Raw genomic sequence first — 26,323 nt, forward strand, 5'->3', positions numbered from 1 at the left:
ACTATCTTCTGCTCGTGTAGGAGGCCGGAACGAGGATGATGTCGTTGGGCCGGATGAAGATGTCGCCGCCGTCGTAGCCCTTTTCCGCGATGTCGCCGACGCGGACCCGCAGCACCTCCTGCTTGCCGTCCTGCAGGCGCACGATGGTGGAGCGGTTCGGCTCGGCCTTGTAGGTGTAGCCCCCGGCCATGCCGATGGCTTCCACGATGGTGATCCGGCGCTCGGGCTCCTCGAGCACGTATTCTCCGGGCGTGTTGACCTGGCCGAGCACGAAGATCTTGTCCGGCTTGGGCACGTAGATGATGTCGTTGTCCTGGAGCGGGAAGTTGGCGTAGAGATCCTGCCCGGAAACCAGGCGGCGCACGTCGATGTCGATGGCCAGCCGCAGGCCGGGCTGGAAGGCGTCGGCGTTGCGGATCAGCGTGGCCTTGAAGATGTCGTGCGCGTCGCGTTGCTGGTAGGCGTTCTTGCGCGCCTCGGCCAGCACGTCGAGCAGCTTGACGGAACTGGTCAGAGGGTAGCGCCCCGGCGAGGGCACCTTGCCCAGCACAAGGACGTGCTGGCTGAGATATTCGGCTACGGAAACGCTGACCTGCGGGTCCACCAGCACGCCGCGCTGCACGTAGAGGCCTTCCAGGTTGCGTTCGATCTCCGGGGTGGTCAGCCCGGCCACCTTGATCTGGCCCAGCAGCGGCAGGGTGATGGTTCCGTCCGAGGTCACGGGGACGGTCTCGCGGGAGAGGTCCGGCTCCTCGTAGACGTCCACCCGGAGCACGTCGTTGCCGCCCACGCGGTAGTTCTCCTCCACGACGGTGTGGCTGTAATAGTCGGAATTGACGTATTCCAGCGCGGTCATGGGCACGGCCTTGGCCACGAAGCTCCGCACCTGCGGAGGCATGGCGTCGTCGGTTCCCTGGGATTGGCGGATGCGTTCGACCTCTTCCCATTCGGCGGGGTCCAGGGCGGCGAGCGAGGAGTCCGAGGGCTTGAGGACTTTGAGCGTCGGACCGGAACAGGCGATGATCCCGGGCAGGATCAGCAAAGTCGCGGAGAGGATCAGCAGGCGGGCAATGTTCATCGTACGCATCCAATGATCTTGTGGTGCCGTTGAAAAGAAAAAGAGAGCCGAAGCGGACGCGGCGGAACAGTCCGCGCATGGGGAAGGCGTTTTCCCCATGCGCGGGCGGCGACCGGGATGGTCTAGCCTCCGCTCGTCCCGCCGGGGGCGCCGAGACCAGCGCCGGCCACGTTGGTGCCGCCGATGGACGCGGCGGCCTGGGCGTTGGCCAGCGAGCCCTGGGCGGCTTGGCTGGCGGCGGCGACGGCGCCGAAATCACCGGCTCCGAGGCTGGCCGAGGCCTGGGCGGCCTGGCTGGCAGCGGCCTGGGCCATGGAAGCCATGGCGTCCGCGGAGAAGCTGGCCACGGTGGCCGCGTCCACTTCGGCCTGGGTGGTGGCGCTGGCGAATCCTCCGGCTGCCTGCGCAAAGCCCTGGCCGGAAACGGCGCTGGCCTGGGCTGCGGCAGCGTGGGCCACGGCCGCGTCGCCTATGGCAGCGGCTTCTTCGGGGGTGGTCGCGGCGGCCATGGAAGCCGCGAGTCCCTGGGCCGTGGAGAGTTCGCTCTGCGCGGCGGCCATGGCGGCCTTGGCGGAATCAAGAGCGGCCTGCGCCTCTTCGGCGGCCATGGCGTCTCCGGCGGCAACGGCGCTGTCCACGGCGGCCTGGGCCGCTTCCACGGAGACGGCTGCGTTGTTCACGGCCTGCTGCGCGGCGGATACGGCGCTGTCCACCTCCGCCTGGGTCGCGGCCAGGGCCGCCCCCGTGAACAAGAGCAGCAGCAGGACGACGCCGAAGGCCGTCGTGGCGCTGATCCGTTTTCTCTTATGATGCATGGATTCCCTCCTTTTGAGGAATGGCTCGTTCCGTAGTTATCTCGACGCCACCAGGAGCATGGCGTTCTCCCGCTTGGCCCACATCTGTTCGAACCTCGGCCGCGGAATCCTGACCTTGCCGTACATGGGGTCCAGCACCCGGACGGAGTCCTCGTCCACCTCCATCACGAGCACGAAGTGGCTGTATTCGAGGATGGCGACGTTCTTCAGGGTCTCGTAGGCCGGCCCCACCAGGGGCGCGCGGGCCGCGAACTGCATGCGGTACTCGTTGTAGCTGATCATGATCGGCACCATCACCGGGCGCTTTTTCGTCAGCTGTCCCTCCAGAAAGTTGATGTTCCCCGTAATGCCGAACGCCTGGAGCCCGGTGCCGGCCGCGATGTCCTTGAGCTCGCCGACCGTGTAGCCCGTGCTCCGGTTGCGGGGCGGGGTCTTGTCCAGGATGGTCCGCTGGTCCGCCTCCACCCCCCAGTATTCCAGGAGGCTTTGCAGGCAGGCCGCCCCGCAGCTGTAGCTCTCGACCTGCTTGTGAAAGGCGAGTTCGATTCCGTCCGTGGACGCCAGGCAGAGCAGGGCCAGCAGCAATGCCGGGACGCAGAGCAGGGCGGTTTTGGGGACGGCGCCGCGCATCGTCCTACCTGCTGCGAACCGTGGCCATGGCCAGCTCGCGCGGGGAGAACAGCTCGGCCAGGGTTTCCTGGCTGAAGCTCAGCGCGCGCTCGAACTGAAGCCCGATCTTGTCGCCCACCATCCATGACAATGCCGCCGGGATTTCCGACAGCTGCATTTTCTTTTTGCCGTTGACCTCTATTTCCAGGGAAAGGCGCGTCACTTCCGGCGGCGGAGCCTGTCCCTTGGCCAGCTTGATGCCGATTCCGCCCTTGCTGATGTCCACCAGGCAGCCTTCGCAGACGACCTGGTTGTCCGCGCCGAGCAGGCTGACCTTGGCCGTGTCCGGGGCGGTCGTGATCCGGGCGAAACGTCGGCCGTCCGGCCGCCAGACCTGGGCGGCGATCCTGCTGACCGTCTCGACGATGGACCGGCGGCGCGCCGCGGCGTAGCCGAGCACGAAGGGCGGCAACAGGAAGAAGGCGATCTGGAACAGCGTGCTGAGAATGTGCGGGGTCAGCGCGTAATCCCCGCCGGAAACCGAAGAAACGGGATTCTGCTGCTCCATCTGCTCCAGCTGCTGAAGCTCGGCCGGGTCGAAAGATTTGCCCTGGGCCAGCGCCTGCGCGGGCGCGCCCGAAAGCAGGACAACGGCCAAGAGAATCCACGCCCCTTTTTTCAGGAGCGCGGGCAGGGTTGGAATGGTCCTTGCGTAAGGCGATGTCGTGATCCGCATGAATATCTCGATCCCTGAACAGATGCGCCGTTCAATTTACGGTAAGATAAGCAAGAGCTGTTCCGGGCGGACCGGGCAGGGGGGGCGGAAAGCGAAGCCGGCGGCGAACCCTTGCGAGACGCCTGTTTCAGGGGGGTCAACCTTTGGGATGTCCTTACGTATCCTCGGATTTGAGCTCGTAATCGCAAGACGAAAAAACAGGAATAATTCGCAGATGCCGGAGTATCGGATGCAACCTCCCGTTATGCAGCGGTTTTCAGCGTTCCGAAATTGTCGAACGCGTCCGGGAAAATCGGACCCTCAACGGGGCGGTTGCGGTTTCCGCAAGGTTGCTCCACGGCAAGCGCATGATTTTTCGGGTCATCATGGTGGCGAAGATGCGCTCTGAGGCAGGGGGGGCGCAGGCTTCCCGGCCTCCGGGGAGGTATGCCGCGCGCGGCGGGGTTCTGTGCGTCCTGGCGGCGCTGGTGGCCGCCGCATGGATTGGTCCGGCGGTTTTGCCTGGGCAATGCGCCGAGCGGGACGCCTCTGCACCTCCGGGGACCGCCTCGGCCTGGTTGGCGGCGGCCAGGGCCGGGGACGGACGCGCCCAGTTCGAGATCGCCAGCCTGCATCTTTCCGGCCAATGGGGCGCGCAGGACGAGGCCCAGGCCATCTACTGGCTGCAACGCTCGGCCGAGCAGGGGTTCGCTCCGGCTTTTCTGCTCCTGACGCATATCTATTCGCATGGAACCGGACTTCGGCCCCCTGATCCGGGGAAGGCCGCGCTCTGGGCAGCCCGTCTCGTCAATTCCGAGCACTCCGGACTTGCGGAAACGCAACACACCGCGGGAACCTGGAGCAGGGACGGGAACGCGCGCGTGCGCTTGTCCGAGGAGGAGGTTCTGCTGCTGCAAGTGCTGCGTTCCGACTACGCGGAACGCATGCAGGGCGCGGGAGCGCCGGAAACGGGCAGCGACGGGAACCACGGCGAGATCCTCTCGCGCCGCCGCAGGCTGGCCGAGCAGCTCAATTCGGGACTGACGCGCCAGTCGCGCTGGGTCGTGGATCCGTTCAGCACCTGCCTGATCTGGTTTCAGGAACCCCAGGGCGACGAATTCGTCCGCTGGGACGGGATCTGCGATGCCGAGGGGTTTGCCACGGGCCGGGGCACGCTTTCCTTCCGCTCGCAAAGCAACGGTCAGATAACGCGCTGTTCGGGAATCATGAACGCGGGCATCATCGTGGAAGGCGAATTCATGGAAGGGGAGTGAGCGTCCCAAAGTGGAAAACCGCAAGGCGTGGACAGGAGCGGCGCGAGGCCGCGCGCTTTTCCGGCTGTCCGGCGTCTTGGCGCTGGTCTTGCTGCTGGTGCCGTTGCGTGCGACCCTGTATCCCGACATGACCATCAAGATCGTGACCATGAATTGCGGGGACGGCAATTCCGAGACCAGCGCCTATGAAGCTGTGCGGGAGATCCTGCGCGGGCAGGGGCGGCCGGACATCGTGTTCCTTCAGGAGCCGCGCATGACCGCCGGGGAAATGCGCCGTTTCTACGGCTACGGCAACGCCGTGGTGGGGGCTTCCGGCGAGCCCGCCTACTGGAGCCCGGCCGTGCTCACGGACTACCCCGTGCGCAAGGTCTGGGGCGTGCCCTTCGACGGCACGTTCGAGGGGCGCGACGTGGCCACCTGCGCCCTGCTGGAGATCGAAGGGGAGCCGTGCCTGGCCTGCTCGGTGCATCTGGAGCACGTGGCCGCGTTTCAGAGAGGCGCGGACCAGGTCGTGGAAACGGACTTCGTCCGCCTTTTCCGGCTGATCTGGGGCGAGCTGTTCCGGGAGACGCACCGCACCGCCTCGATCCGCCGGATTCTCGCACTGATCCGCGAGTCCGGCGCGTCCTCGGTGATCCTGGGAGGGGACTTCAACACCATCGGGCCGTCGCGGACCATCCGCGCCGTGCGCGAGGAGTACGAGGACACCCTGGGCTACGGCCTGGAGGCGTTGGGTGGGACGTTCCGGAAGATCGATTTTCCCATCAAGCCGCGCATCGACTTCATCTTTCATTCCCGGGACTGGCGCTGCCGGGAATCCTCCATCCTGGGCGCATCGCCCGGCGACCACTATCCCGTGCGGGCGGTCCTCTACCGGACCGGTCCCTAGGCTCCGGCTCGGCCGCTTCGGGAAAGGCCGATCTTTTCGCCGAGCACGCGCAGCAGGAAAAGAGGATTGCCGAGCACGTAGCGCCGGAACAGTCGCCGGGGCTCCAGACGGAGTCGCCAGAGCCACTCCATGCCGTTCTCGCGCATCCATTCCGGGGCGCGCGGCTTGAGGCCCGCGATCCATTCGAAGGCCGCCCCGGCGGTCATGATCACCGGAGGCTGCAACGCGTCCCGGTTCTCGGCGATCCAGCGCTCCTGCAAGGGCATTCCCAGGCCGACCACGAGGATGTCCGCGCCGCTGGCGTTGATTTCCCGGACCACGTCCTGGTTTTCCGGCGAGTCGGTTTCCTTTTGGAAATAGCCGTGCCGGGTTCCCGCGATCTTCAGGCCGGGATTGGCCGCGTGGAGCACGTCCGCCGCGCTGCGGGCCACGCCGGGCGCGTTGCCCAGCAGATAGAGCGAGAAGTCTTTCCGCGCGCAGAAGCGGGCCAGACTGTGCCCAAAGTCCGCCCAGGTCAGCCGCTCCGTGGGGCGATGGCCGAGAATCTTGGCGGCCAGGGCCACGCCGGCTCCGTCCAGCCGGACGATTTCCGCGGCGTTGATGGTTTCGCGCAGGGCCTTGTCCGAGCAGCACAGGTTCAGGGACTGCACGTTCCCGGAGGCGACCAGGAGCCGGGAGCGGGTCCGGACGCTCTCGCCGATGCGTTCGAGAAGCTCTTCGCCCCGCAAGAGGCTGATCTTGACGCCGAGGATGGAAATGTCGCGCGATTCGGGCATGTGGATCGCCGCCTTCGACTAGTTGACGGCGTCCTGGGTGGAAAAGACGCGCAAACGGTCGCGCTGGGCGGCCCAGGTGCCGTTGGCGTACTCCTCGTTGTAGATCCTGCGGGTGCAGGGCCGGTCGCCTTCGAGCATCCCGTGCCGCGCGAATTCGTCGCGGTAGACGTTGATGTAGAGCGTTTCCGGTTTCGTCGTCCGGATCACGGAGAAGGTGTCCAGCTTGTCCCGGTAGGTTTCCTCGGGGTGGGCCACGATGAGGGACATGGCGATGGCGATGCCGTACTTGTGGGCGTTGGCGCAGGTGCGGACGATGTTCCGGCTGGTGATGCGTTTGTTGAAGACCTTGAGCATCTTGTCGCTGCCGCTTTCCGCGCCGATGTACAGCCCGACGCAGCCCGCCCGCGCCATGAGCCGGACGATCTCCTCGTCCGAGGTGGTGTCCGCCCGCGTTTCGCAGGCCCAGGAAATGTTCAGCCCGTCGCGGATGATCAGCTCGCAGATTTCCACGAGGCGCTTCTTGCTCGCGGGGAAGAAATCCTCGCGGAAGTAGATGCCGTCCACCCCGTATGTCCGTTGCAGGTAGTGGATGTCGTCCACGACGCGCTCGGCCGAATGGTGGGTCCAGAGGTTGCCCCAGATGTCCCGCACGGAGCAGAAGGAGCAGCTCATGGGGCAGCTGCGCGAGGTGTTCATGTTGTAGACCTTGCTGACCCCCGCGAAGTTGAACCCGTAGTTGTAGGGGCGGGGCCTGTCCAGGAACAGCTCGTAGTCGGGCCGGGGAAGCTGGTCGAGATCCTTGATGCGCTGGGTGCGGATCATGCTGTGGGAGGGATACTTGCCTTCGACGACGTCGTTGATGACGTATTCCCCCTCGCCCTGGACAACGTAATGCACGCTGTCGGGGATGGAGCCGGGAAACAGCGTCGCATGGGGGCCGCCCACCGAGATCCTGCCCTGGAATCCGGAAGCGTCGATGGCCTCCACCAGGGCCAGGGTGTCGGAAAAGCAGGGCGTGCTGGCGTAGATGCCGATGAAGTCGAATTCGGAGAAGTCCGCGACCATGGCGGTGTTGTCGCAGAAACGGTCCAGCAGCTCGACTTCGTGCCCGGCGTTTTTCAGCATGGAGGAGAGGTAGCCGAGGCCCACGGGGAAGCGCTTTTCGGACATGCCGAAACCGCCGATGACGCCGTCGATCACGGGCCGGGGCATGAGCACGCTGTAAGGCTTGAACTTCTCCAGGAACGGGAATGCCTGTTTCAGCGTGGTCTTCTTGGAGCGGACCTGCGGTTCGCCGGAGTTGATGAGCAGGATTTTCATGTTTCACCCTTTGTTCGGCGCGCGTCTAAACCCGCCCCGTCAATACGCGGTCAATACGCGTTGCTGCCGATCATGCAGACCGCGGTCCTGCAAATGATCTTGAAATCCAGGGCCAGGGACCAGCGTTGCAGATATTCCAGGTCGTACTTGATGCGCATTTCCATCTTTTCGGGCGTGTCGGTTTCGCCGCGGTAGCCGTTGACCTGGGCCCAGCCCGTGATGCCGGGCTTGATCTTGTGGCGGAGCATGTACCCGTTGATGCGGGTGCGGAAATGCTCGTTGAGCTTGATGGGATGCGGGCGCGGCCCCACGAGGGACATGGTCCCCTGAAGCACGTTGAAGAGCTGCGGCAGCTCGTCGATGCTCGTCTTGCGCAGAATCGCGCCGATCCGGGTCACGCGCGGGTCGCCTTTGGTGGCCTGCCGGAACTCGTCGCCCGTGTCGCAGAGGTCGTTGCGCATGGTTCGAAACTTGAAGACGTTGATGGTCTTGCCGTCGAGTCCGTAGCGGATTTGCTTGAAGAGCACGGGGCCGGGCGAGGAGAGCTTGACCAGCAGGGCGACCACGAGCAGCAGGGGCGAAAGCAGGATGAGCATGGTCAGGGAGATGATGAAGTCGAAGAGCTGCTTGAAGGCCAGGTTCACGCCGACGAGCGGTGACTCCCAGAGGGCGATGGCCGAAATGTCGCCCAGGTGCACGCCCCGGCCGGAAATGAGCAGGGCGAAGCAGCTCACGTCGGGCACGAAGAAGACCGAAGCCGTGGTGTCGCTCAGTCCGGCGGTCAGCTTCTTGATCGTTTCGCCCGCGGTCATGGGCAGGGCGAGGTAGACGATGTCGATGCCGTTCTTCCGGATATAGTCCAGAGCCTCGTCCGTGCTGCCGAGATAGCTGAACCCGTTGGACTCGTTCTTCTCGTCGTCGAAAAACCCGCGCAGGGCGATGCCCAGCCAGGCGTTGCCCGTGACCCACTTGCCGAGGCGCGATCCGATGTCTCCGGCGCCGATGATCACGGCGGTCCGCATGTTCCTGCCGTTGCGCCGCAGCCAGCGGAGCGTCATTCGCTTGGCGAAGCGCTCCAGGCAGAGCAGAACCGGCGTGGTCAAGGCCCAGCTGTAGAAGACGACGCGCGAGTATTCATGCGAAATCTTGAAGGAAAATCCGAGGACGATGAAGAAAAGGCAGCTGAGGAGAAAGCCGAAGCAGACGTTCTTGTATTCCGCGAGCAGCGGTGTGCCGCGCCAGATGCGATACGCTCCGACAAGGTCGAGCGTGATCGGGACGACGAAGAAGATGAGCAAGAGCATTGCCGTCTGGTTCGGTATGCTGGATCTTCCAAGATATAAATATGTGATGGCAAAGTATGTCACTATGGCAATAGAGCCTTCCAAAACCTTGTGCATGTAATTCAAAAACGATATTACATCTTTATTTCTCTTGAGCATTACTCATTCCCCCCTGTGTAATGCGCTTGCATCATACATGGAATGAGCAACTACTGTGCCAGTTGTTTGTTGCTGGCGATTAAATTATATTCTCATAAGCCGCTGTTATGTCGTATTGCTGCTGTTACTAAACGCTCCGTTCCTCCCTGTGCATTCTGAAATTCTCGGAGAGATCGAAATTCTCCGACAATGGAGTTCGATTTTTCCGTACCGCCAGATTCTACATCGCTCCGAGCATCCGCCTGAAGTATTCGATGGTAACGGCCAGTCCCTGTTCGAGATTCACCGTCGGCTCCCAGCCCATGACCTCCCTGGCGAGCCGGATGTCCGGCTTGCGTTGCGTCGGGTCGTTTTCCGGCAGGGGCAGGTGCTCGATCCTGGACGAGGAGCCGGTCAGGGCGATGATGCGTTCCGCCAGTTCCAGCACGGTGAATTCGCCGGGATTGCCGAGGTTCACCGGCCCGGTGAAGTCGTCCTTCGTGTCCATGAGCCGGATCAGTCCGCGCACCAGGTCGTCCACGAAGCAGAAGGAGCGGGTCTGCTTTCCGTTCCCGTAGACCGTGATGGGCTCGTTCTTGAGCGCCTGGATGATGAAGTTGGAGACGACGCGCCCGTCGTTCAGGGCCATGCGCGGTCCGTAGGTGTTGAAAATGCGGGCCACCTTGATGCGCAGCCTGTGCTGCCGATGGTAGTCGAAGAAGAGCGTTTCCGCGCAGCGCTTGCCTTCGTCGTAGCAGGCGCGCGGCCCGATGGGGTTGACGTTGCCCCAGTAGGCTTCGGTCTGGGGGTGTTCGGTGGGGCTGCCGTAGACTTCGGAGGTGGACGCCTGGAGAATGCGGGCTTTCACGCGCTTGGCCAGGCCGAGCATGTTGATGGCGCCGTGCACCGAGGTCTTGGTCGTCTGCACCGGATCCGTCTGATAATGTATCGGCGATGCAGGACAGGCGAGGTTGTATATTTCGTCCACTTCCACGTACAGCGGGAACGTGACGTCGTGTCGCATGAACTCGAACTCATTGTTGCACAGCAGGTGTGAGATGTTCTTCTTGCATCCGGTGTAGAAGTTGTCCACGCAGAGCACCTCGTGCCCCTGCTCCAGCAGCGTTTCGCAGAGGTGAGAACCGAGAAAGCCGCCGCCCCCGGTCACGAGAATACGCTTCTTCATTTCCTCTCCTGCGGACGTCGCCGCCCTGGTCGCCGGCCCGGCTTCAAACCCTGGCCTTGAGTCTCATGTCGTGCTTCTTGAGCAGCTCGTACAGCCGCGCCTTGGACAACCCCGATATTTCGCATGCTTTTTCCAGCGAGCCCTCGCTCGCCTCTATGAGCGCCTTGAAATAATGATCCTCGACCCGCTCCACGGTCACGTTGCGGGTGTATTTGTAGTCCGGAAGGGATTCCTTGTCCGCGAGGATGTCTGAAATGTCGATGCCGAGCGTCCCGGACTCCCTGCCGTCGGGGAGAATCGCGTCCATGCGGACATGCGGGTCCGTCACGTTGTTGCGGACGTTGTGCACGCGGATTTCGAGCGGCAGGTGCTGCACCAGGAGCACGTCCTCGTGCAGCGCGCTTTCGATGGAATAATAGACCGCGTTGATGAGTTCGCGCACGTTGCCGGGCCAAGGGTAGTTGGTCATGGCCTTGCGGTAGCAATTGGAAACGGTTTTGCACTGGCCCTTGCGCTCGTCGCAGACGCGCTGGATGTAATGGTCCAGCAGCGCGTTGATGTCCGAGGGGCGGCTGCGCAGCGGCGGGATGTTGATGCTGATCCCGGTGAGCCTGTAGTAGAGATCCTGGCGAAACTTGCCCTTCTCCACCATGGCCTTGAGGTCGCGGTTGGTGGCCGAGATCAGGCAGAAGTCGCTGGTGTATTCCTTGGCCGAGCCGACAGGGCGGAAGCGGCGGTCCTGAAGCACGCGCAGGAGGGATTTCTGGAGCGAGGGCTTGAGCTCGCCGACTTCGTCGAGGAAGAGCGTGCCGCCGTCCGCAAGCTTGAAGAGGCCTTCCTGCGCCTCGGTGGCGCCGGTGAAGGCCCCCTTGACGTGGCCGTACATGATGCTTTCGGCCAGGGTGTCCGGAATGTTCGTGCAGTCCATGACCAGGAAGGGACCGTCCTTGCGCGGGCTGTTGCCGTGGATGGCCCGCGAGAGCAGCTCCTTGCCCGTGCCGGTTTCGCCGCTGATGAGCACGCTGATCTTGCCGCTGGCCGCCTTGGCCGCCGCGTCCAGGGTGGTTTCGAGCTTGAGGCTGTCGCCAATGATGCCGAACCGCTCGAACTTGCAGCTCTTGCCGAAAGAACCGTTGCCGTTCTTGGTTTCCCGGTAGCGCATGGCCCGCGTGACCGTGATTTCGATCTGGCGGTTCGAGCAGGGCTTGATGAGGTAGTCCCAGGCTCCGTGCATGATGGCGGATTCCGCGTGGTCCGCGGACTTGCTGTCGGAAATGACGATGACCTGGGGATGGCTGGGCAGGGAGAGCAGGTCGGGAATCTGGTCGATGCGTTGCCGTCCGGCAGGAACGGCTTGATGAAGACCATGTCGAAGCGGCTGTCGCGGGCCGTGGCGAATCCGTCGTGGAGCGTTTCGCAGCACATGCAGACGTTGCCTTGCCTTTCGAGCAGGGAGCGTATGGAGGCGCCGCTTTCGGCATCGTCTTCTATGATCAGGAATTGTGCCATAGGGTTGCCTGTTCCGGCTTTCGGAAGGTGTTCGACCTGCGGAGCCGTTGTCCTTCGAAAACGCTTCGTTGTACGGAGCTGTTGAAATGGTATGCGGTAATGTACGTGTTTCTATTCTCCTTTGCTCGCCGACATATCCGAAGTACCGCTCATGCCTGTGGCGTTACAAAAGGTCGTCCTCACGCAGTCTTGTTTTTTCATACATTCTGGAAAATCCAGAATAAGGTGCATAAGATCGTATACAAGCATCGGCGGTCGGCAAGGTCAATCCGGGCTTCCCCCAATTCCGTCGAGAAGAAGGAGGAGCAAAATCGGGATTCTGTCCCGAGGTTCAAATGAGATTTTGTTGTGCGAGGGGGGATTTCGTCGGTCGAATACGGGAAAGCCATGGAATTGACCATGGATTCGGGATGTTGTGGAATGCCCTCATCCCAGGGGGAAACCGGGGGGCTTTCCCGGTTGGGGGGCGTGCGGAATTTGTGCGCGGCAGCGCCTGGGCTCAGCTCTTCTGCGCGGCTTCCAGCCGGAGCACGAGGTTTCCAGCCACTTCCCTGCGATACTCGGCGGATGCGCGCACGTCGCTGATGGGGCGCACTGCTTCGCGCACGCGCCGGGCCGCCGCCGCCAGCGTTTCGCGTCCCAGGGGCCGCCCTGCGAGCTCGGCCTCTGCCGCGCGGCAGCGCATGGCCGTGGGAGCCACGCTGCCGAAGGCCAGCCGCGCTTCGGCGACCAGCCCGTTCTCAAGCCGCAGGCACGCGGCCAGGGAGGCCACGGCAATGGCCAGGGAGCGGCGCTTGCCGACCTTCTCGAAGCGCTGGAGCGTCCCTTCGGGCGGCAGGGGAATGCGCACGGCCAGCACGATTTCGCCCTGCTTCAGGGCCGTGCGGCCCGGTCCGAGCAGAAACTCTTCCGTGGCCAGCGTGCGCGTTTCGCGTTCGGAGGCCAGCTCCAGCACGGCGTCCAGGGCCAGGAGCGGGGGCAGGCCGTCTCCGGCCGGGGAGGCCGTGCAGAGGTTGCCGCCCAGGCTCGCCTGGTTGCGGATCAAGGGGGAGCCGAGCTGGCGCAGGGCCTGGTGCAGCAGGGGAAGGCGCGCGGAAACGGCTTCCTCGTCCAGCAGCGCAGTCAGGGGCGTGGCCGCGCCGATGCGCAGCGCCTCGCCCTGCGCGTCCGCGACGATTTCCACGCCGCGCAATTCCGGAATTCGCTCCAGGCAGCAGATCGGACCGGATTCGCTGCGGGCTCGCCGCCGCACCAGCAGATCCGTGCCTCCGGCCATGGCCTTGGCTTCCGGCTCGGCCAGCAGGGGCCAGAGCTGCGAAAGAGAGGTCGGCAGATGCACGCTCATGCCTCGCCTCCGCTTTGGGGCCGGGAAGGGAGCGGCGCTTCCCCGCGTTCGGCGGCCGCCCGTTCCACCGCCGTGAGAATCCGGCCGTACCCGGTGCAGCGGCAGAGATTCCCGGAAAGCGCCTCGCGGATTTCCTCGCGCGAGGGGTCGGGGCTGCGTTCCAGCAGGTCGGCGGCGGCCACGATCATGCCCGGCGAGCAAAAGCCGCACTGCACGGCTCCGTGCTCGGCAAAGGCGGCCTGGAGCGCGTGGGGGGCCTTGGCCGTGCCCAGCCCCTCGATGGTGGTCAGGCTTCTGCCGTCCAACTGGGCGGCCAGGGTCAGGCAGGAGAGCCGCGCGCGCCCGTCCAGGAGCACGGCGCAGGCCCCGCATTCCCCGGTGCCGCAGCCTTCCTTGGTTCCGGTCAGGCCGAGGCGCTCGCGCAGAAGGTCCACGGCGCGCTCGTCGCCGCGCACGTCCAGTTCCGTGCTCTGGCCGTTGAGTTCGAATCGGATGATCATGTTCTGGCTCCGGAGCGGGGTTGCAGCATCCGCAATACGGTTTCCGGGGAGACGGGCGCGCGGTTCACATGGACGCCGAGGGCGTCGGACAGGGCCGAGGCCACGGCGGGCAGCGGGCCGTTCATGCCCACCTCGCCCACGCCCTTGAGCCCGAAGGGACCGCTGTGCTCGATGGTTTCCACGGCCAGGGAGCGCGTGTCGGGCAGGTCCATGCTCGCCGGGATCAGATAGGTGGACAGATCCTTCGTCAGCAGGCGGCCCTCCGAGGTCTCCAGGCCTTCCATGAGCGCGAAGCCCAGGCCCTGGGCCACGCCGCCCTCGATCTGCTGGTGGTAGTTCTGCGGGTTGAGCACCCTGCCGCCGTCCGTGGCCGCGAGATAGTCGCAGACCCGGACCAGCCCGGTCAGCTCGTCCACCTCCACGCGGACCAGGTGCGCGGCATAGGCGAAGATCAGGTGCGGGAATCCCAGGGCGAATTCCTTGCCCGTGTCCGGCACCTCGCGGGTCACGGGCATGAGATATTCGGACACGCAGATGCGGTCTTCGCGGGGAAGCATGGACGCCAGCGCTTCCAGCGGCAGGTCGCGGCCCGTGGGCAGGTGCCGCACCGCTCCGGGCACCAGGGCGAAGCCGTCCGGCTCGTCGACCATGAGCATCAGCGCGGCGCGGCGCACCAGCTTGGACGTCATCATTTCGCAGGCCTGGATCAGGGCCTTGCCGAAAGTGTAGGTGGTGCGCCCGGCAGAGGCCGATCCCGAAGGATGGGAAGAATCGGTGTCGGGCTGGGCCACTTCGAGCCGCTCCGCGCGCTGGCAGAGCATTTCCCCTGCGATCTGCGCGAAGGTCGCGGCATTGCCCTGGCCCATGTCCGGCACGGCGCTGCGGATCAGGAACCGGCCCTGTTCCGTCAGCTCGATGCGGGCGATGGCGTTGTCCGGCAATCCCCGGCCATAGCCCATGCCGTTGAAGACCGCGGCCAGGCCGACTCCCCGGCGGGTGAAGGCTGGAGCCGCGTCCTTCCAGGCCTTGCGCCCGGTCCAGAGTTCGCTGTCGCGCAGCGTGCGCAGGCATTCGTCCAGGCCCGTGGACGTGGTCAGGCTGACCCCCGCGCCGTTGCGGTCGCCCCGGTGCAGGGCGTTTTGGCGGCGCAGTTCCAGCGGGTCGCGGCCCAGTTTGCGGGCCAGCCGGTCCATCATGCCCTCGAAGGCGAAGCTGGCCTGGGCCACGCCGAAGCCGCGGAAGGCCCCGCCGATGGGATTGTTGGTGTAGACGCACCAGCCCCGGCAATCCACGTGCTCCACGTTGTAGGGACCGGCCGCGTGTTCCATGCCCAGTTCCATGATCTCGCCGCCGAGATGGGCGTAGGCTCCGGTGTCGAACCAGAGGCGGCAGTCCAGGGCGCGCAGGGCTCCGTCCGCGTCCGCTCCCAGGCGGTAGCGCATGCGCGCCGCGTGGCGCTTGTATCCGGCCAGGAAATTCTCCTCGCGATCCCAGCACATCTTGATGGTCCGCCCCGGCAGGCGCAGGGCCGCCAGCGCCAGCAGACACTGCACGGTGGCGCCGTCCTTGCCGCCGAAGCCCCCGCCCAGAAACGGGCTGACCACGTGGACGGTCCAGGGGGACAGCCCCAGGGCGTGGGCCACCTCGAAACGGTCGCGGAACGGAGCCTGGGAGGAGACGGTCAGGTGCAGAATCCCGTTTTCGTCCAGGCGCGCGGTGCCGTTTTCCGTTTCCAGGAAGGCGTGGGCCTGGGCCGGGGTGTGAAACGTCTCCTCCAGGACCACGGCGCAGTCCTTGAGCGCGGATTCGGCGTCGCCCTTGTTGATGCGCGCGGCCAGGAGCACGTTGGAGCCGTGCGCTTCGTGGACCAGGGGGGCGTCCTGGGCCAGGGCCGCGTCCAGGTCCGCGATTACGGGCAGCGGCTCGATGCGCGGCTGGATGAGGTCCAGGGCGCGGCGCAGGATCTCACGGCTCCCGGCCACGACCAGGGCCACGGGATCTCCCGCGTGCCGGATGCGCGATCCGCAGAGCACGGGCATGTCCTTGTGGACGATGCCCTGGCGGTTGGAGCCGGGCACGTCCGCTCGCGTGAGCACGGCATGCACTCCTGGCAGGCGTCGGGCCGCGTCCACATCCAGTTCCCGCAGTTCGCCGTGGGGAATCCCGGCGCGCTTGGCTCCGGCCCAGAGCGTATCCGGCGGGAACAGGTCCGCTGCGAAGCGTTCCTCTCCCGTGGCTTTGGAGAGTGCGTCCAGGCGTGCGCTCGAAGTGCCGATTTCGTAGGGCGCATTGCGCATGAAACTTTCCTTGGATGTTGGGATGGATACCTTCTTTGTGCGCGGCCCCGGCCCTTGTGTCAACACGAGCGCGGCAGGTCAGTTCGCGCAGGCGGCGGGAAGCGGAATCCGGCTGCGTCCGACCAGGCCGCCGCCGACCAGGGCCAGCCCGGCGGAAATCAGGAACAGACCGGAATGGGACAGGCCCGCGTCGAGCAGCAGTCCGCCGATGTAGGGGCCGAGAAAGAGTCCCGCGTCCATGGTCGAAAGGAACAGGTTGGTGGTCAGCCCCCGCTTGCCGGGGTCGGACTGGAGAAAGAGCGTGGATTGCAGCAGGGGCAGGGCCACGCCGATGGCCGCGCCGAATCCCGCGGCGGCCAGCAGGAACGGCAGGGGGGCGCGCACCAGGGAGTAGGAGCCGTAGCAGCCCGCCAGAAAGAGCAGGCTCAGCACCAGCGCGCGCTTCTTGTTCACGCGGTCGAAGAAGCTGTTGCCGAGCAGACGTACCGCGATGGTGGCGCCCGTGCTCACCGTGAAGAACAGGCCCGCGTTGGCCATGCCGATGCCCAGGGCGAAGCCCTTCATGAAGAAGAACAGCAGGGAGGAAGAGAAAAAGACGCAGAGGGCCACGCCGAGGGTCCGACGCACTCCGGGCGCGCGCAGGGCGGTCTTGATTTCGGACAGGCCGGAATTCTTCCCGGCGGGAGGGGCAGCTGCGGCGGCCCGGCGCGCATGGGGGCCGAGCAGGGACATGAGCAGCAGCGCGGGCAGGGACAGGACGGACATCCAGGCGTAGGCGTGCGCGGTCGAGGGCAGGACGCGGAGCAGCAGCTCCATGATCGGCGGCACACAGGCGAAGGGCAGCAGCGTGGCCAGGGTGAAGATGCCGAAGCCTTGGCCGCTGCGCGCGGGCGGGACGAAATGGACCAGCAGGGCGGTCGTGGCCGAGACGAGCAGCACGAAGGCCGCGCCGTGGGCGGCGCGCAGGAGCAGAAGCAGGGGCACCGTCTTGGCCCAGGGGTAGGCGAGCAGGGCCAGGGCGATGACAACCATGCTCCCGCGCATGACGGAGAGGGCGTTGGAGGCGGACAGCCGGGGGCTGATCACCGGCCGCAGGAAGAACGCGGTCATGGGTTCCAGGGCCAGCAGCAGGCTCGCCCAGAACGGCGGAATGCCGATGTTGATCAGGTAGGGATAAAATCCATAGAATACGGCGATGTTGGCGAAGCCGATCAGCGTGGTCAGGCTGAGCGTCAGGAACGGGTAGGTGAACAGGGGCGGTCGCGGCGCGGTCGTGTCGGTCATGGGCCTTCCTCTACGCTTCCCCTACGCCGGATCGCGGCGCATTGCCAGCAGGAACGGCGGAACCGGGCACGCGGCCGCGGCAAAAAAAAGGAGCCGCAAAAGCGGCTCCTCGAATCGACGTGGCGTCCCCAAGGGGATTTGAACCCCTGTTAACGGCGTGAAAGGCCGTAAACAATCAACCGGAAGGTCGCTTACCTCCGTTATTTCAATGGGTTGAAAACGCCATATTCACCACAAAAACCATAGTTGCCGTTGAAAATGACACTTGGGTGACACGCAAAATTTGCCGGAAAGAGAAACGGGGGGGGAATTGGTGCAAGCTCAACAATTTGGTGTTCGGCTCAGAAATAGTACACACACCGGAGTTCGCCCCTGGCTGCGTTGAGCTTGTTGCCGAATTCGGTGTCGGAGGAACCGAGCGGCAGGATGAGCCGGGGCCTCAACTCAATGTCGGACGTGAGCATGTAGGACGCTTCGGGGTTGAGGGAGAGGCTTCGATCCCCGAGGTTCATGATCACGGTCGCTGTCGTGTTCAGGTAGAGGATGTCGAAAGGTTCTTTTTGGGACACGCGGAAATACAGATAGTCCTGTCCGACGCTGCTCCGGTTGTATTCGGACGACACCTTTTTGCTTTTGTTAAGATCGGCGGCGTTTCCCGTGGTCTGATACGTGTCGTACGCCGTGTGGACATAGTCGTAGTAGGTTTCCAGTTGTGAAGCGGTGTACCCCTCCCCGTTGTGGTAATATTCAAGGAGGTAGGTCGTTTCGTCCTCTGTCAGGTATCGTGCGCCAAGAAGAAAGCTCCAGGCGTCGTATGTGTGGACGCTGCGGGTTCCGTCATCGTGGAACACAGTCTTCTCATGGCCCAGCCGGACCGCGGTTTCGCCGTGGATGGCGAAATTGTCGGTGATGTTTGCGGCAAAGTCGAAACCGAGGGACGTATCGTAATGATCGCCAGCCATGGCCATGACGTCCACGTCCACATCGGACAGCAGGAGGTAGAGCTTTCCTCCGTAGAGAACGCTTTCGTCCGATGCCAATCCCGTGTTCGCCCGCTCCCACACAGGAACGACCACCGGTGTGAACGCCAACGTCTGCAACGGGCCGTCGAAACTGAAAATGGCGTCGGCAACGCCCATGACGTAGCCCTCTCGGGTCTGGTCCGGATCGTCCACATCCTTCGGACGGCTGGCGAAGCTCACGGGGTTCCAGGCATATCCCTTGCCCCATTTGAGAACCTTTTTCCCGGCTTCCAGCGTGAATCTCGGGTCCGGCCTCCAGGCGGCCACGCCTTCCTCAAGCATGACCTCCCCGGCCCAATGCTTGTCGTCCTTGAAATACCGTTCCGACGGTTCGTCCGGCTCACTGGCCGCCGACAGGGGCAACTGGCTCCATCCGACGTCGGCGCGCGGGCGGGCATAGAACCCGAACGTTTCGTATTTCACGGAGAGTTCGGGCTTGATTTGGAGCAGCATGTCCGCTTGGAGTTCATCCTGCCGGGAGTTGTAGAAGCGTTGCGCGTAGACCGCAGAATCCCTATTCAGGAGCCGTTCGTACATCCGGAACTCGGCCTGTCCCCAGAACTCGAAGTGCTGTTCATCCGCTGCAGGAATGTCAAAGTCCGCATCATACAGGGGCTCATCCTGGGCAAGGGCCGAAGCCGAGGCAGCCAGGATGAGCGCCAAGCAGAAGAACGGCCCGAGCCATGTACCGGCTTTCGTCATTCCGTTTCCCGCCATCACTGACGAAGGGTTTCTATCCGGGGCAGGTAGTTGAGGGTGAAGACTTCATCCGAAAAGTCTCTGGCCTTCATCGCGGCGAAAATCATCACCGAGAGGTACCCCTTGTGAAGCGGGCTGTCCGTCTCGACAATGGCCGGACGGGCGAATCCGTCGCCGAAGTCGGTCATCTTCTTGAAATGCAGGGTTTTGATCAGCATCCCGGACGCCGCGAGACACTTGATCTCTGTCGGAACCAACCGGTCCTTGGCCACCAGCATCTCCAGCCTGTCGTAGGCAACCTCGTTGGTCTTCGCCTTCAGGCGAAGCAAATAGGCGTCACCGCTTTCCTCCAAGGATTCGGGCGTATATTCGGCGCTGTAGTCTAGGCGCATGATATCGGCATTGTTGAAGATGCCACCCGTCACCGATTGGAGGCTGGTTATCCTGACCGGCTTGGCCACGCTCGGAATGTGGAGCCACATGTTGTCGCCCAGGCGCAAGGTCCCGCGCCCCTTGTCGCTGGAAGGCTCCAGGAAGACGGAGGCCACCATATCCTGGCCTTTCTTGATGGTGTAGAGGACGTATTCCCTTTTGCTCCCGTCCGGCTCGATGTTGATGAGCTTGCGGTAGGATTCGTAGCTGACTGGGGCCAGGTTGCGGTCCACGGCCAGGAGCACTTCCCCTGCATCCATGGCGGAAGCCTGATTGCCGCCGCCCAAAACGAGGCAGACGGCAGCAACGAACAGAACATATTTCAAAGAGTGCATATGCGGTATCCTCATGGGGTTATACGTGGCCGAGCGCATCGACGGGTTCCATCCGGCTCGCCTTCCACGCGGGTTGCAGCGCGGCCAGGGCGGATGCCACCAGGACGATGGCCGACAAAAAGAGCATTTCGCCGGGGTTGATGTCCGGGCGCACGATCAGGTTGTCCATCCGTCCGAAGGAGAAGGCAACTCCCGCCGCCTTGAAGGCCAACAAACCGCCCACGCCCAGAATCAGGCCGAGCGCCGTCCCCAGCACGCCCAGGAGCACGCCCTCGGCCACGAAAAGCGACATGATCGTTCCGGGGGATGTCCCCATGGCGGCAATGGTTCCGATTTCCCGTACGCGCTCGAAGACCGACATCAGCATCACGTTGAGCACGCTGATAAGGACGATGGCGACCATGACGATCTTCACCGTGACCAGCATCAGGTCGATCATGTTTGCGATGTTGGAGAACGGCGACAGCTTGTCCCAGGTGTGCAGTTCGAAGGCGGGCTGGCCCTTCTTGTTCTTGACCTCTCCGAGCGTTGCCGCGAGCGACGCTGCGACAGGCTTCAGCTTGTTGAAATCGGACACCCTGACCACGATTTCCGTGACTTCGCCCGGTTCGTTGCGCAGGAGGCTGCGGGCGTCTTCGATGTGCATGTAGGCGTCCTTGCCGCCCGGTCCCATGAGGTCCTCGATGATTCCGGCAATCTGGAATTCCATGCCGTTGACGGAGCCGTCCTTGTTGGTGGCAACCAGCACCACGGAGTCGCCGGGCTTCATCCCCAGGCTCTTGGCCACCTTTTCGGGAACCACGACCTGGCCCTTTTCGAGCAGTCCCTCGCCGGGACCGGGGGCTCCCTGCTTCATCCTGTCAGCCAAGGCCGTGCAGACAGCCAGCTCCCGTTTCGGATCGACAGCCGAAAGCCTGACGTTGGTGCTTTCCATGTAATTGCTGAGGACCGCACCGAATTTCAGTCTGGGCGCATAGGCTGTCACACCGGGTGTCGCTTCGAGCATTTCCGATATTTTTTGGTATGCCGGCCCTTTCATGTTCAGGTTGAGGGGCATCGTGTCGATGGACGAGAAGTACCCCTTTCGATGGATTTGCAGGTGGCCGATGCTTGAATCTGTGATGATGCCGATCATCATGGACTTGAACGACCCGGCCAGGCCTGAGAACATGACCACCATGCACACGCCGATGACGATGAGCAGAGAGGTGAGGGCGGTACGCCGTTTGTAGCGAGTAAGGTTGCGCAGGGCGATCTTAAATATATTACGCATGGTCTTTTCCTCCCTGGTACAGCGGGTTTCCGTTCAGCAACCTGCCGTCCTCGATGCCGTGCACCACGTCGGCGTGTTCAACGATGCGCGGGTCGTGCGTGGAGAAGACGAAGGTGGTCCCGTAGGTGTCCCGCATCTTTTTCATCAGGTCGATGATCTTGTGGGCCGTGTCGTGGTCGAGGTTCGCGGTAGGTTCATCCGCCAGCACAACCTTCGGGTTGGTCACCAGCGCCCGGGCCACTGCCACGCGCTGTTTCTGGCCGCCCGAAATCTGGTCCGGTCGCTTATCCTTCTGGTCGGTCATGCCGACGGCTTCCAATACGGCCATCACACGTTCACGCCGCTCGGCTGCGGGCGTCCGGGAGATCATGAGCAAGGGGTACTCTATATTCTCGTACACGCTCAGGACCGGGATGAGATTGAACGACTGGAAGATGAAGCCGAGATGCTCACCACGAAAATGCGCCGCCTCCTTCTTGCCCAGGGTGTCCACCCTGGTGCCGGTCACTCGGACCTCCCCGGACGACGGTTTGTCCATGCAGCCGATGATGTTCAGCAGCGTGGTCTTGCCGCTGCCCGAAGGCCCGACGAACGTGACGAGTTTTCCTGTTTCTATAGAGACGGTGACCTGTTTCAGGGCTTCGGTTTCGACCTCTCCCGTCAGGTATTTTTTCGAAATGCTGTTCAGTTCGATCAGCGACATGGTTTTCTCCTGTATGCATGGCCCAAGGGCATTCCCCGGCCATGCCGTTAATCCCGTTCCGGTTTTCCTCCGGTCATTATCCCAAATCCGGGCCTGTGGCCTCCGTAATCTCGAATCGCCTGGATCAACCCGGAAAACTGATTCGGCCGCAACACTCTTTTCTCATGGAGCAGGAGACAAAGGACCTCGTCTTTCATGCCGCCCTGGTTCGCAAGAATCTTTTGCTGGATGGTCCGAATCGCCTTTTCATCCGCAACCGATTCGGTCAGCAACTCAAGCAACTGCTTTCGTAACTGCATCGTTTCCCGGCGGATGCGATCGGTGTTGGTCTTGAAGACCTGCACATAGGGTTCCAGCGCCTTCCATTGTTCGGGAGTCACCTGGATTCCTTCATACCGCGCTCTAAGAAGTTGGTCTTCCGAGCGACGGGGCATTTCTGGCGACGCCGGATATTGTCCTTGAAGATATTGCATGCCCCAGAACAGGACAAAGGCGATGTTCAACCCCACAGACAAGGCCAGCAAGGACCGCTTTAGGTAATGCATGGTTACAACCTCCCCCCCTCGTTGAACCCGGCCAGCACCGCGGCCTCGATCGACCCGCTGGGGGCAGCGCTCAGGGACGCGAAGACCACATTCTCCCTCGGCATCATAGCCCGATCCGAGCCCGATTCACCATGGCTGTTCCACCCGAGCAATCCTCCCAGAAGCAGACCGATCGCCAAGGCGGATGCCGTGGCGGTCGGCCCCAGCCACCTACGGGCAATCGCCCGGAAGCGGCTCGTGTCACGGGCATCGAAATACTCTCGTGAAGCCCGGGCCATGATCCGGTATTCCAGGTCGCCCGGCATCTCCGGGGTGCCCGGAGAGGCAAGCGGTGCGTCCAACGCCTCCAACTCGGCAAGGTGGGCGCGGCAGGCCGCGCAACCGTCGAGATGGCGTTTCATGTCCCACAGCTCCCGCCCGGACAGTTCACCGTCCAGGTAGGCAGAAAGACGTGTATGGCAGTTTCGGCAAAGCATGTGTGTCGACCTCATTTTTATTAAACGATCCAAGTTCGGAAAACCCCCGCCTTCGATCGAAAAAAGTTCAGCGTGATCCCAGTTTCTCCCGCAACGCCTCGCGTCCCCTGGACAGCAGCCGCTCGACACCCTTCCGCGACGTTTCAAGAACCACGGCCATTTCATCATAACCGAGCCCTTCGTAGTATCGAAGCACGACGGCCATGCGAGGTCTGGGGGGAAGGGAGTCCAATGCCCGGCGCACGCGGGCCGCGTTCTGGCTCGTCATCAGCGCCTCCTCCTGTCCGGGAGACGAGTCGGCCAATTCCGGATAGTCGTCCGCCTGTACGGGCTTCTCCCTTTTGGCATGATCCAGGCAGAGCCGGGATATGATGACGTGGAAGAACGTCTTGAAGCGTGCGGTACGGCGATAGCGGCCCGACGCGACAAGCAACTTGATGAAGGCGGCCTGAACAATATCTTCGGCCTCGTCCCTGGATCCAATGAAACGATAGGCCACGCCCCAGGCCCAGGACTGGTGCCTGCGGACGAGTTCGCCGAAGGCCTGCCGGTCCCCGTTGCCCGAGGCTTCCAGCAGGGCTTCGTCCGGAAGTTGCGATCGGGACCGATCAGGCAATCCACCGCCTCCTGATGTTTCGAAGGCTCGCCCAGAACAGCGCCGCACAGAACAGGCCGAGTACAGGCAAGTCCAGGTACCATGGCAGGATGTGGCCGCCATGGACAGCGCCATGCAGGACGTCGGCCCCGTAGGTCAGGGGCAGGACGTAGGACACGGGTTGAAGCAGGGCGGGCAGCCTCTCGATGGGAAAGAAGAGCCCGCACAGGAATATCATGGGAAAACGGAAGAAGTTGGAAAAGGTCTGCGCCTCGAACACCTCGCTGACGGCCACTGCGATGAACAGTCCCTGAAACGTGGAGGCTACGGCGATGAGAATCACTGCGGGGATGAACTGCGCCCAGACGATCTGACCGAGGTCGGCCAGGAACAGGGCCATGAGCACCGGCACGAAGGCGTTGCACACGCCGAAAAAGATCGCTCCGCTCGTCTTGGCGAGCATCAGCAGCTCAAAGGACATGGGGGCCAGCAACAGCCGTTCGAAGGAGCGATTTTTCTTTTCGAAGGTCACCGTGACCGCGAGCATGGAGGTGGTGCCGAACAGGATGGAGATGGCCACCACGCCGGGAAGCAGCTGCGGAATGCTTTCCAGCCCGCTCCCGGAGCGGATGAAGAACATGGCCGTCCACGCCAGGGGGAAGATGATGCCCCAGCTCACGTTCGGCGGCTTCAGGTAGTAGGTGCGCATGTCTTTTGCCAATATGTTCCAGAAGGCGATCAGCTTGTTCATTTCTTTCCCCCCTTCATTTCCTTCTCGTGATGCATGGTGCCGGATTCTATGCCCGTTATCTGCACGAAAACATCCTCAAGCGAGAGGCGCACCCGCCGCGCCTCCGTGACCGTGAATCCCTGTTCCTCGATTCGGCGCACCAACGGCCCCACGTGCACGGGGGAGTCCGATTCCACACGGATCGAATGTTGCTCGGGGGGCGAGATGACCAGCGAGGGGAAGGCCTGGATCAACCCTTCATGAAGTTTTTCCGTCAAGGCTTCCTGGCAGTTGATTTCGAGGACATGTCGTCCCTGCAGGGGCTGGATCAGATGTTCCACTGAGTCGATGCCGACGATGCGCCCGGCAACGATGAAGGCGATGCGGTCGCAAAGCCGTTCGGCCTCCTCGATGTAGTGAGTTGTCAGGAAAATGGTCGTCCCGGCGTGGTGCAGGTCGGCCACGAGCTGGCGTATCTGGCGTCCGCTGGCCACGTCGATGCCCGTGGTGGGTTCGTCGAGAAACAGGATGTCCGGACGGTGGATGATGCCCGCCGCGATGGTGAGCTTCCGCTTCATCCCCTTGGAGTACCCGCCGAACTTTCGGTCGGCCGCCTTGGTGAGGTCGAAGTCGCGCAGCAGCGCCTTTGCCCGCGCTCGGCGCTCGTCCTTCCGGATGCCGTACAGCGATGCGCAGAAACACAGGTTCTCGAATCCGGTCAGCTCGGGGTAGAGGTTGCTCTCGTCAGGGACCACCCCGATTAGGTGCTGGGCGGTCCTGGGTTTTTGGGTGCAATCGACGCCGCACAGGTGAATGGTCCCGGAATCCGGGCGGGCCAACCCGGTCAGCATGTTGATGGTCGTGGTCTTTCCCGCCCCGTTCGGCCCGAGGAATCCGAACAACTCCCCCCGCTCCACGGCGAACGACACGCCGTCCACGGCCTGCACGCCATCGAACCGTTTGCTCAGGTTCTCGACCACTATGGCTTCATTCTTCATCAGGATGTACCTCCCGAACCGATTCTTGTTTCAATCTGCTCTTTACCGTATTCATCAAACCCCCGAAAACCACTGATGCAACAGTTTGGCGCACAACCCGAACAGGAGCAGGCTAAACAGCAGCCTGACCGTCCGGCCCGTCAGCCGGGCATTCATGAGCCGCGCCCCGGCCTGACCGGCGATAAAGGCGACCACCGCCGCAGGCAAAAGGAAATACCAATCGACCTCCCCCATGGAAGCGTATCCCATGAACCCGGTGAGCGAGGAGAAGCAGACGATGAAGGTGGATGAAGCGGCAGCGGTCTTGGTCGGCGTCTTCAGGGCGAAGATCAGCAGGGGAACGATGAAAACCCCGCCGCCGATTCCAAGCAGCCCGGCCATCAAGCCGGTGACCGCGCCGATGGTCGCCCCGCCGATGATTTTTGTTGCTTTTGCCCGTTCAACCGTTCGGTTGTCGCCTTTGGGTGAAAATAGCATGCGTATCGCCGCCAGAAAGAGAATGACGGCCATGATCATCAGGAACGGTTTCGTCTCGATTCGGGTGTTCAGGTAAGCGCCGAGCGGCGCGGCCGCTGCGGAAAATAGGATCAGCGGGATCGAAAGGGAGAAATCGACCATCCCCTTTCGCGAATAGGCGTACGCCGCCGACCCCGCCGCCGTGAGGTTCAGGAACAGGGATGCCGCAGCCGCCTGGGCTTTCGCCATACCCAGGAGCACGAACAGCGGCGAGAAGACAAGCCCGCCGCCGAGGCCGACCATGGTCAGCAGGAGTGAGATGAGAAATATGCTCGCAAGCAGGACAACGGGAACAGTCATATGCGATCCTTGACGATGTGTTCAGGTGATTGTTTGCGGCAGGTCGGGGACTCGTGCCCACCTAGATGGTGTACCGTTTCAATCTGTTGATCGGAAAAAGTCGTATCGCGACCGCTTCGGCATTTCTGCCGTACCGACCGAATTGCTCCCCAGGCAATCTTTCGGCACGAGTTGCGGGTTTCTCCACAGGTTGTCTATTCATACCATTTCACAACAAATTTGGCATGCTGAACACCCCGTTCGCGAGGGACCGCAATTCCGTCATGGTCTGCCGGTTAATCCCGTAATGCACGAAATAGCCCTGCTTGTCCGCGACCACGAGGTCCGCATCCCTCAGGATGCGCAGGTTCTGGGACACAGCCGACGGAGTGATGCCCAATCTTTTTGATAAGGCGTTCACGCACAAAGGCCCGCCTTTCAGCAGCTCCAGTATACGTATGCGAGTGCCGACCGAGAGGACTTTGAACATACTGGCTTGTTTTTCAAAATTGACCATAGCTTCCTCAATATGATTAAGAATCCATGCATATACTTATTTAAGAATGGCGTAAAGTCCACCATTCCCAACAATGGTCTTGCCGAGGTTTGCGCCTTCCCCCATCCTTTGGACCACTGAGCGGTCATTTTAAGGTGGAGCCCGGCGTCCGAGTTCGAGCCTCCGAGGAGGCGATTTGCCGTATC

General features: G+C 63.0%; 26 protein-coding genes and 1 tRNA gene. 2 read left to right on the top strand and 25 right to left on the bottom strand.

Annotated elements, in window-relative coordinates; all coding sequences use genetic code 11:
* Position 1 precedes the first annotated feature (1 nt).
* From G452_RS20505 to G452_RS0106920, 4 genes are all read right to left on the bottom strand, one after another.
* Entirely contained in the window at positions 2–1,078 is a 1,077-nt protein-coding gene (locus tag G452_RS20505; RefSeq protein WP_022661533.1) for a polysaccharide biosynthesis/export family protein, read from the bottom strand.
* A gap of 122 nt (positions 1,079–1,200) precedes the next feature.
* The gene (locus G452_RS0106910; protein ID WP_022661534.1) at positions 1,201–1,893 is read right to left on the bottom strand and encodes a hypothetical protein; all 693 of its coding nucleotides are present in this window, start codon (positions 1,891–1,893) and stop codon (positions 1,201–1,203) included.
* A gap of 36 nt (positions 1,894–1,929) precedes the next feature.
* On the bottom strand, positions 1,930–2,523 hold the full coding sequence (locus tag G452_RS0106915; protein ID WP_022661535.1) for a cysteine peptidase family C39 domain-containing protein: 594 nt from the start codon (positions 2,521–2,523) through the stop codon (positions 1,930–1,932).
* A 4-nt stretch (positions 2,524–2,527) separates the two neighbouring features.
* A complete protein-coding gene (locus G452_RS0106920) occupies positions 2,528–3,238 on the bottom strand; it encodes a PilZ domain-containing protein (protein WP_081650522.1) in 711 nt (236 codons plus the stop codon).
* A 347-nt stretch (positions 3,239–3,585) separates the two neighbouring features.
* Between G452_RS0106920 and G452_RS0106925 the strand changes: the two genes are divergently transcribed.
* Positions 3,586–4,491, top strand: coding sequence for a tetratricopeptide repeat protein (locus G452_RS0106925; protein ID WP_155887581.1), 906 nt, complete (start codon positions 3,586–3,588; stop codon positions 4,489–4,491).
* Between the two features lie 10 nt (positions 4,492–4,501).
* Positions 4,502–5,380 carry an endonuclease/exonuclease/phosphatase family protein gene (locus G452_RS0106930; protein ID WP_022661538.1) on the top strand — a complete coding sequence of 293 codons (879 nt, stop codon included), beginning with the start codon at positions 4,502–4,504 and terminating at the stop codon, positions 5,378–5,380.
* Here G452_RS0106930 and G452_RS18510 read toward each other — a convergent pair.
* From G452_RS18510 to G452_RS0107030, 21 genes are all read right to left on the bottom strand, one after another.
* Positions 5,377–6,156, bottom strand: a complete 780-nt coding sequence (locus tag G452_RS18510; RefSeq protein ID WP_022661539.1) for a WecB/TagA/CpsF family glycosyltransferase — start codon at positions 6,154–6,156, stop codon at positions 5,377–5,379. The two genes, G452_RS0106930 and G452_RS18510, sit on opposite strands and share 4 nt — an antisense overlap.
* Positions 6,157–6,174: 18 nt before the next feature.
* Positions 6,175–7,476, bottom strand: coding sequence for a B12-binding domain-containing radical SAM protein (locus tag G452_RS0106940; RefSeq protein WP_022661540.1), 1,302 nt, complete (start codon positions 7,474–7,476; stop codon positions 6,175–6,177).
* 50 nt (positions 7,477–7,526) lie between these two features.
* A complete protein-coding gene (locus G452_RS0106945; protein WP_022661541.1) occupies positions 7,527–8,918 on the bottom strand; it encodes an undecaprenyl-phosphate glucose phosphotransferase in 1,392 nt (463 codons plus the stop codon).
* 220 nt (positions 8,919–9,138) lie between these two features.
* Positions 9,139–10,083 (bottom strand): UDP-glucuronic acid decarboxylase family protein, encoded by a 945-nt coding sequence (locus G452_RS0106950; protein ID WP_022661542.1) that lies wholly within the window; start codon positions 10,081–10,083, stop codon positions 9,139–9,141.
* 43 nt (positions 10,084–10,126) lie between these two features.
* Positions 10,127–11,506 carry a sigma-54-dependent transcriptional regulator gene (locus G452_RS18515; protein WP_051141999.1) on the bottom strand — a complete coding sequence of 460 codons (1,380 nt, stop codon included), beginning with the start codon at positions 11,504–11,506 and terminating at the stop codon, positions 10,127–10,129.
* 585 nt (positions 11,507–12,091) lie between these two features.
* Positions 12,092–12,937: an FAD binding domain-containing protein gene (locus tag G452_RS0106960; RefSeq protein ID WP_022661543.1), complete on the bottom strand. Its 846-nt coding sequence runs from the start codon at positions 12,935–12,937 to the stop codon at positions 12,092–12,094.
* Positions 12,934–13,437 carry a (2Fe-2S)-binding protein gene (locus tag G452_RS0106965; RefSeq protein ID WP_022661544.1) on the bottom strand — a complete coding sequence of 168 codons (504 nt, stop codon included), beginning with the start codon at positions 13,435–13,437 and terminating at the stop codon, positions 12,934–12,936. The genes G452_RS0106960 and G452_RS0106965 overlap by 4 nt, the downstream gene beginning before the upstream one ends.
* Positions 13,434–15,734 (bottom strand): xanthine dehydrogenase family protein molybdopterin-binding subunit, encoded by a 2,301-nt coding sequence (locus G452_RS0106970; RefSeq protein WP_022661545.1) that lies wholly within the window; start codon positions 15,732–15,734, stop codon positions 13,434–13,436. Before G452_RS0106970 ends, G452_RS0106965 begins: the two co-directional genes overlap by 4 nt.
* 78 nt (positions 15,735–15,812) lie before the next feature.
* Positions 15,813–17,018, bottom strand: coding sequence for an MFS transporter (locus G452_RS0106975; RefSeq protein WP_022661546.1), 1,206 nt, complete (start codon positions 17,016–17,018; stop codon positions 15,813–15,815).
* 120 nt (positions 17,019–17,138) lie between these two features.
* Positions 17,139–17,213 (bottom strand) — tRNA-Glu (locus tag G452_RS21415).
* Positions 17,214–17,359: 146 nt separating this feature from the next.
* The gene (locus tag G452_RS0106980) at positions 17,360–18,742 is read right to left on the bottom strand and encodes a hypothetical protein (RefSeq protein ID WP_027189090.1); all 1,383 of its coding nucleotides are present in this window, start codon (positions 18,740–18,742) and stop codon (positions 17,360–17,362) included.
* A 14-nt stretch (positions 18,743–18,756) separates the two neighbouring features.
* Complete coding sequence (locus G452_RS0106985) at positions 18,757–19,506, bottom strand: outer membrane lipoprotein-sorting protein (protein WP_022661548.1); 750 nt, start codon at positions 19,504–19,506, stop codon at positions 18,757–18,759.
* Between the two features lie 19 nt (positions 19,507–19,525).
* On the bottom strand, positions 19,526–20,779 hold the full coding sequence (locus G452_RS0106990; RefSeq protein WP_022661549.1) for an ABC transporter permease: 1,254 nt from the start codon (positions 20,777–20,779) through the stop codon (positions 19,526–19,528).
* Positions 20,772–21,482 (bottom strand): ABC transporter ATP-binding protein, encoded by a 711-nt coding sequence (locus G452_RS0106995; protein ID WP_022661550.1) that lies wholly within the window; start codon positions 21,480–21,482, stop codon positions 20,772–20,774. Before G452_RS0106995 ends, G452_RS0106990 begins: the two co-directional genes overlap by 8 nt.
* Positions 21,483–21,529: 47 nt before the next feature.
* A complete protein-coding gene (locus G452_RS0107000; protein ID WP_022661551.1) occupies positions 21,530–22,027 on the bottom strand; it encodes a periplasmic heavy metal sensor in 498 nt (165 codons plus the stop codon).
* 2 nt (positions 22,028–22,029) lie between these two features.
* Positions 22,030–22,671 (bottom strand): anti-sigma factor family protein, encoded by a 642-nt coding sequence (locus G452_RS20510; RefSeq protein ID WP_081650523.1) that lies wholly within the window; start codon positions 22,669–22,671, stop codon positions 22,030–22,032.
* Positions 22,571–23,119, bottom strand: coding sequence for an RNA polymerase sigma factor (locus G452_RS0107010; RefSeq protein ID WP_022661553.1), 549 nt, complete (start codon positions 23,117–23,119; stop codon positions 22,571–22,573). Before G452_RS0107010 ends, G452_RS20510 begins: the two co-directional genes overlap by 101 nt.
* A complete protein-coding gene (locus G452_RS0107015) occupies positions 23,112–23,849 on the bottom strand; it encodes an ABC transporter permease (protein ID WP_022661554.1) in 738 nt (245 codons plus the stop codon). The genes G452_RS0107010 and G452_RS0107015 overlap by 8 nt, the downstream gene beginning before the upstream one ends.
* On the bottom strand, positions 23,846–24,826 hold the full coding sequence (locus G452_RS0107020; RefSeq protein WP_022661555.1) for an ABC transporter ATP-binding protein: 981 nt from the start codon (positions 24,824–24,826) through the stop codon (positions 23,846–23,848). Before G452_RS0107020 ends, G452_RS0107015 begins: the two co-directional genes overlap by 4 nt.
* 54 nt (positions 24,827–24,880) lie before the next feature.
* Positions 24,881–25,642 carry a sulfite exporter TauE/SafE family protein gene (locus G452_RS20515; RefSeq protein ID WP_022661556.1) on the bottom strand — a complete coding sequence of 254 codons (762 nt, stop codon included), beginning with the start codon at positions 25,640–25,642 and terminating at the stop codon, positions 24,881–24,883.
* 208 nt (positions 25,643–25,850) lie between these two features.
* Positions 25,851–26,138, bottom strand: a complete 288-nt coding sequence (locus G452_RS0107030) for an ArsR/SmtB family transcription factor (protein WP_022661557.1) — start codon at positions 26,136–26,138, stop codon at positions 25,851–25,853.
* Positions 26,139–26,323 lie beyond the last annotated feature (185 nt).

Source organism: Paucidesulfovibrio longus DSM 6739 (genome assembly GCF_000420485.1).
Taxonomy (GTDB): Bacteria; Desulfobacterota; Desulfovibrionia; order Desulfovibrionales; family Desulfovibrionaceae; genus Paucidesulfovibrio; species Paucidesulfovibrio longus.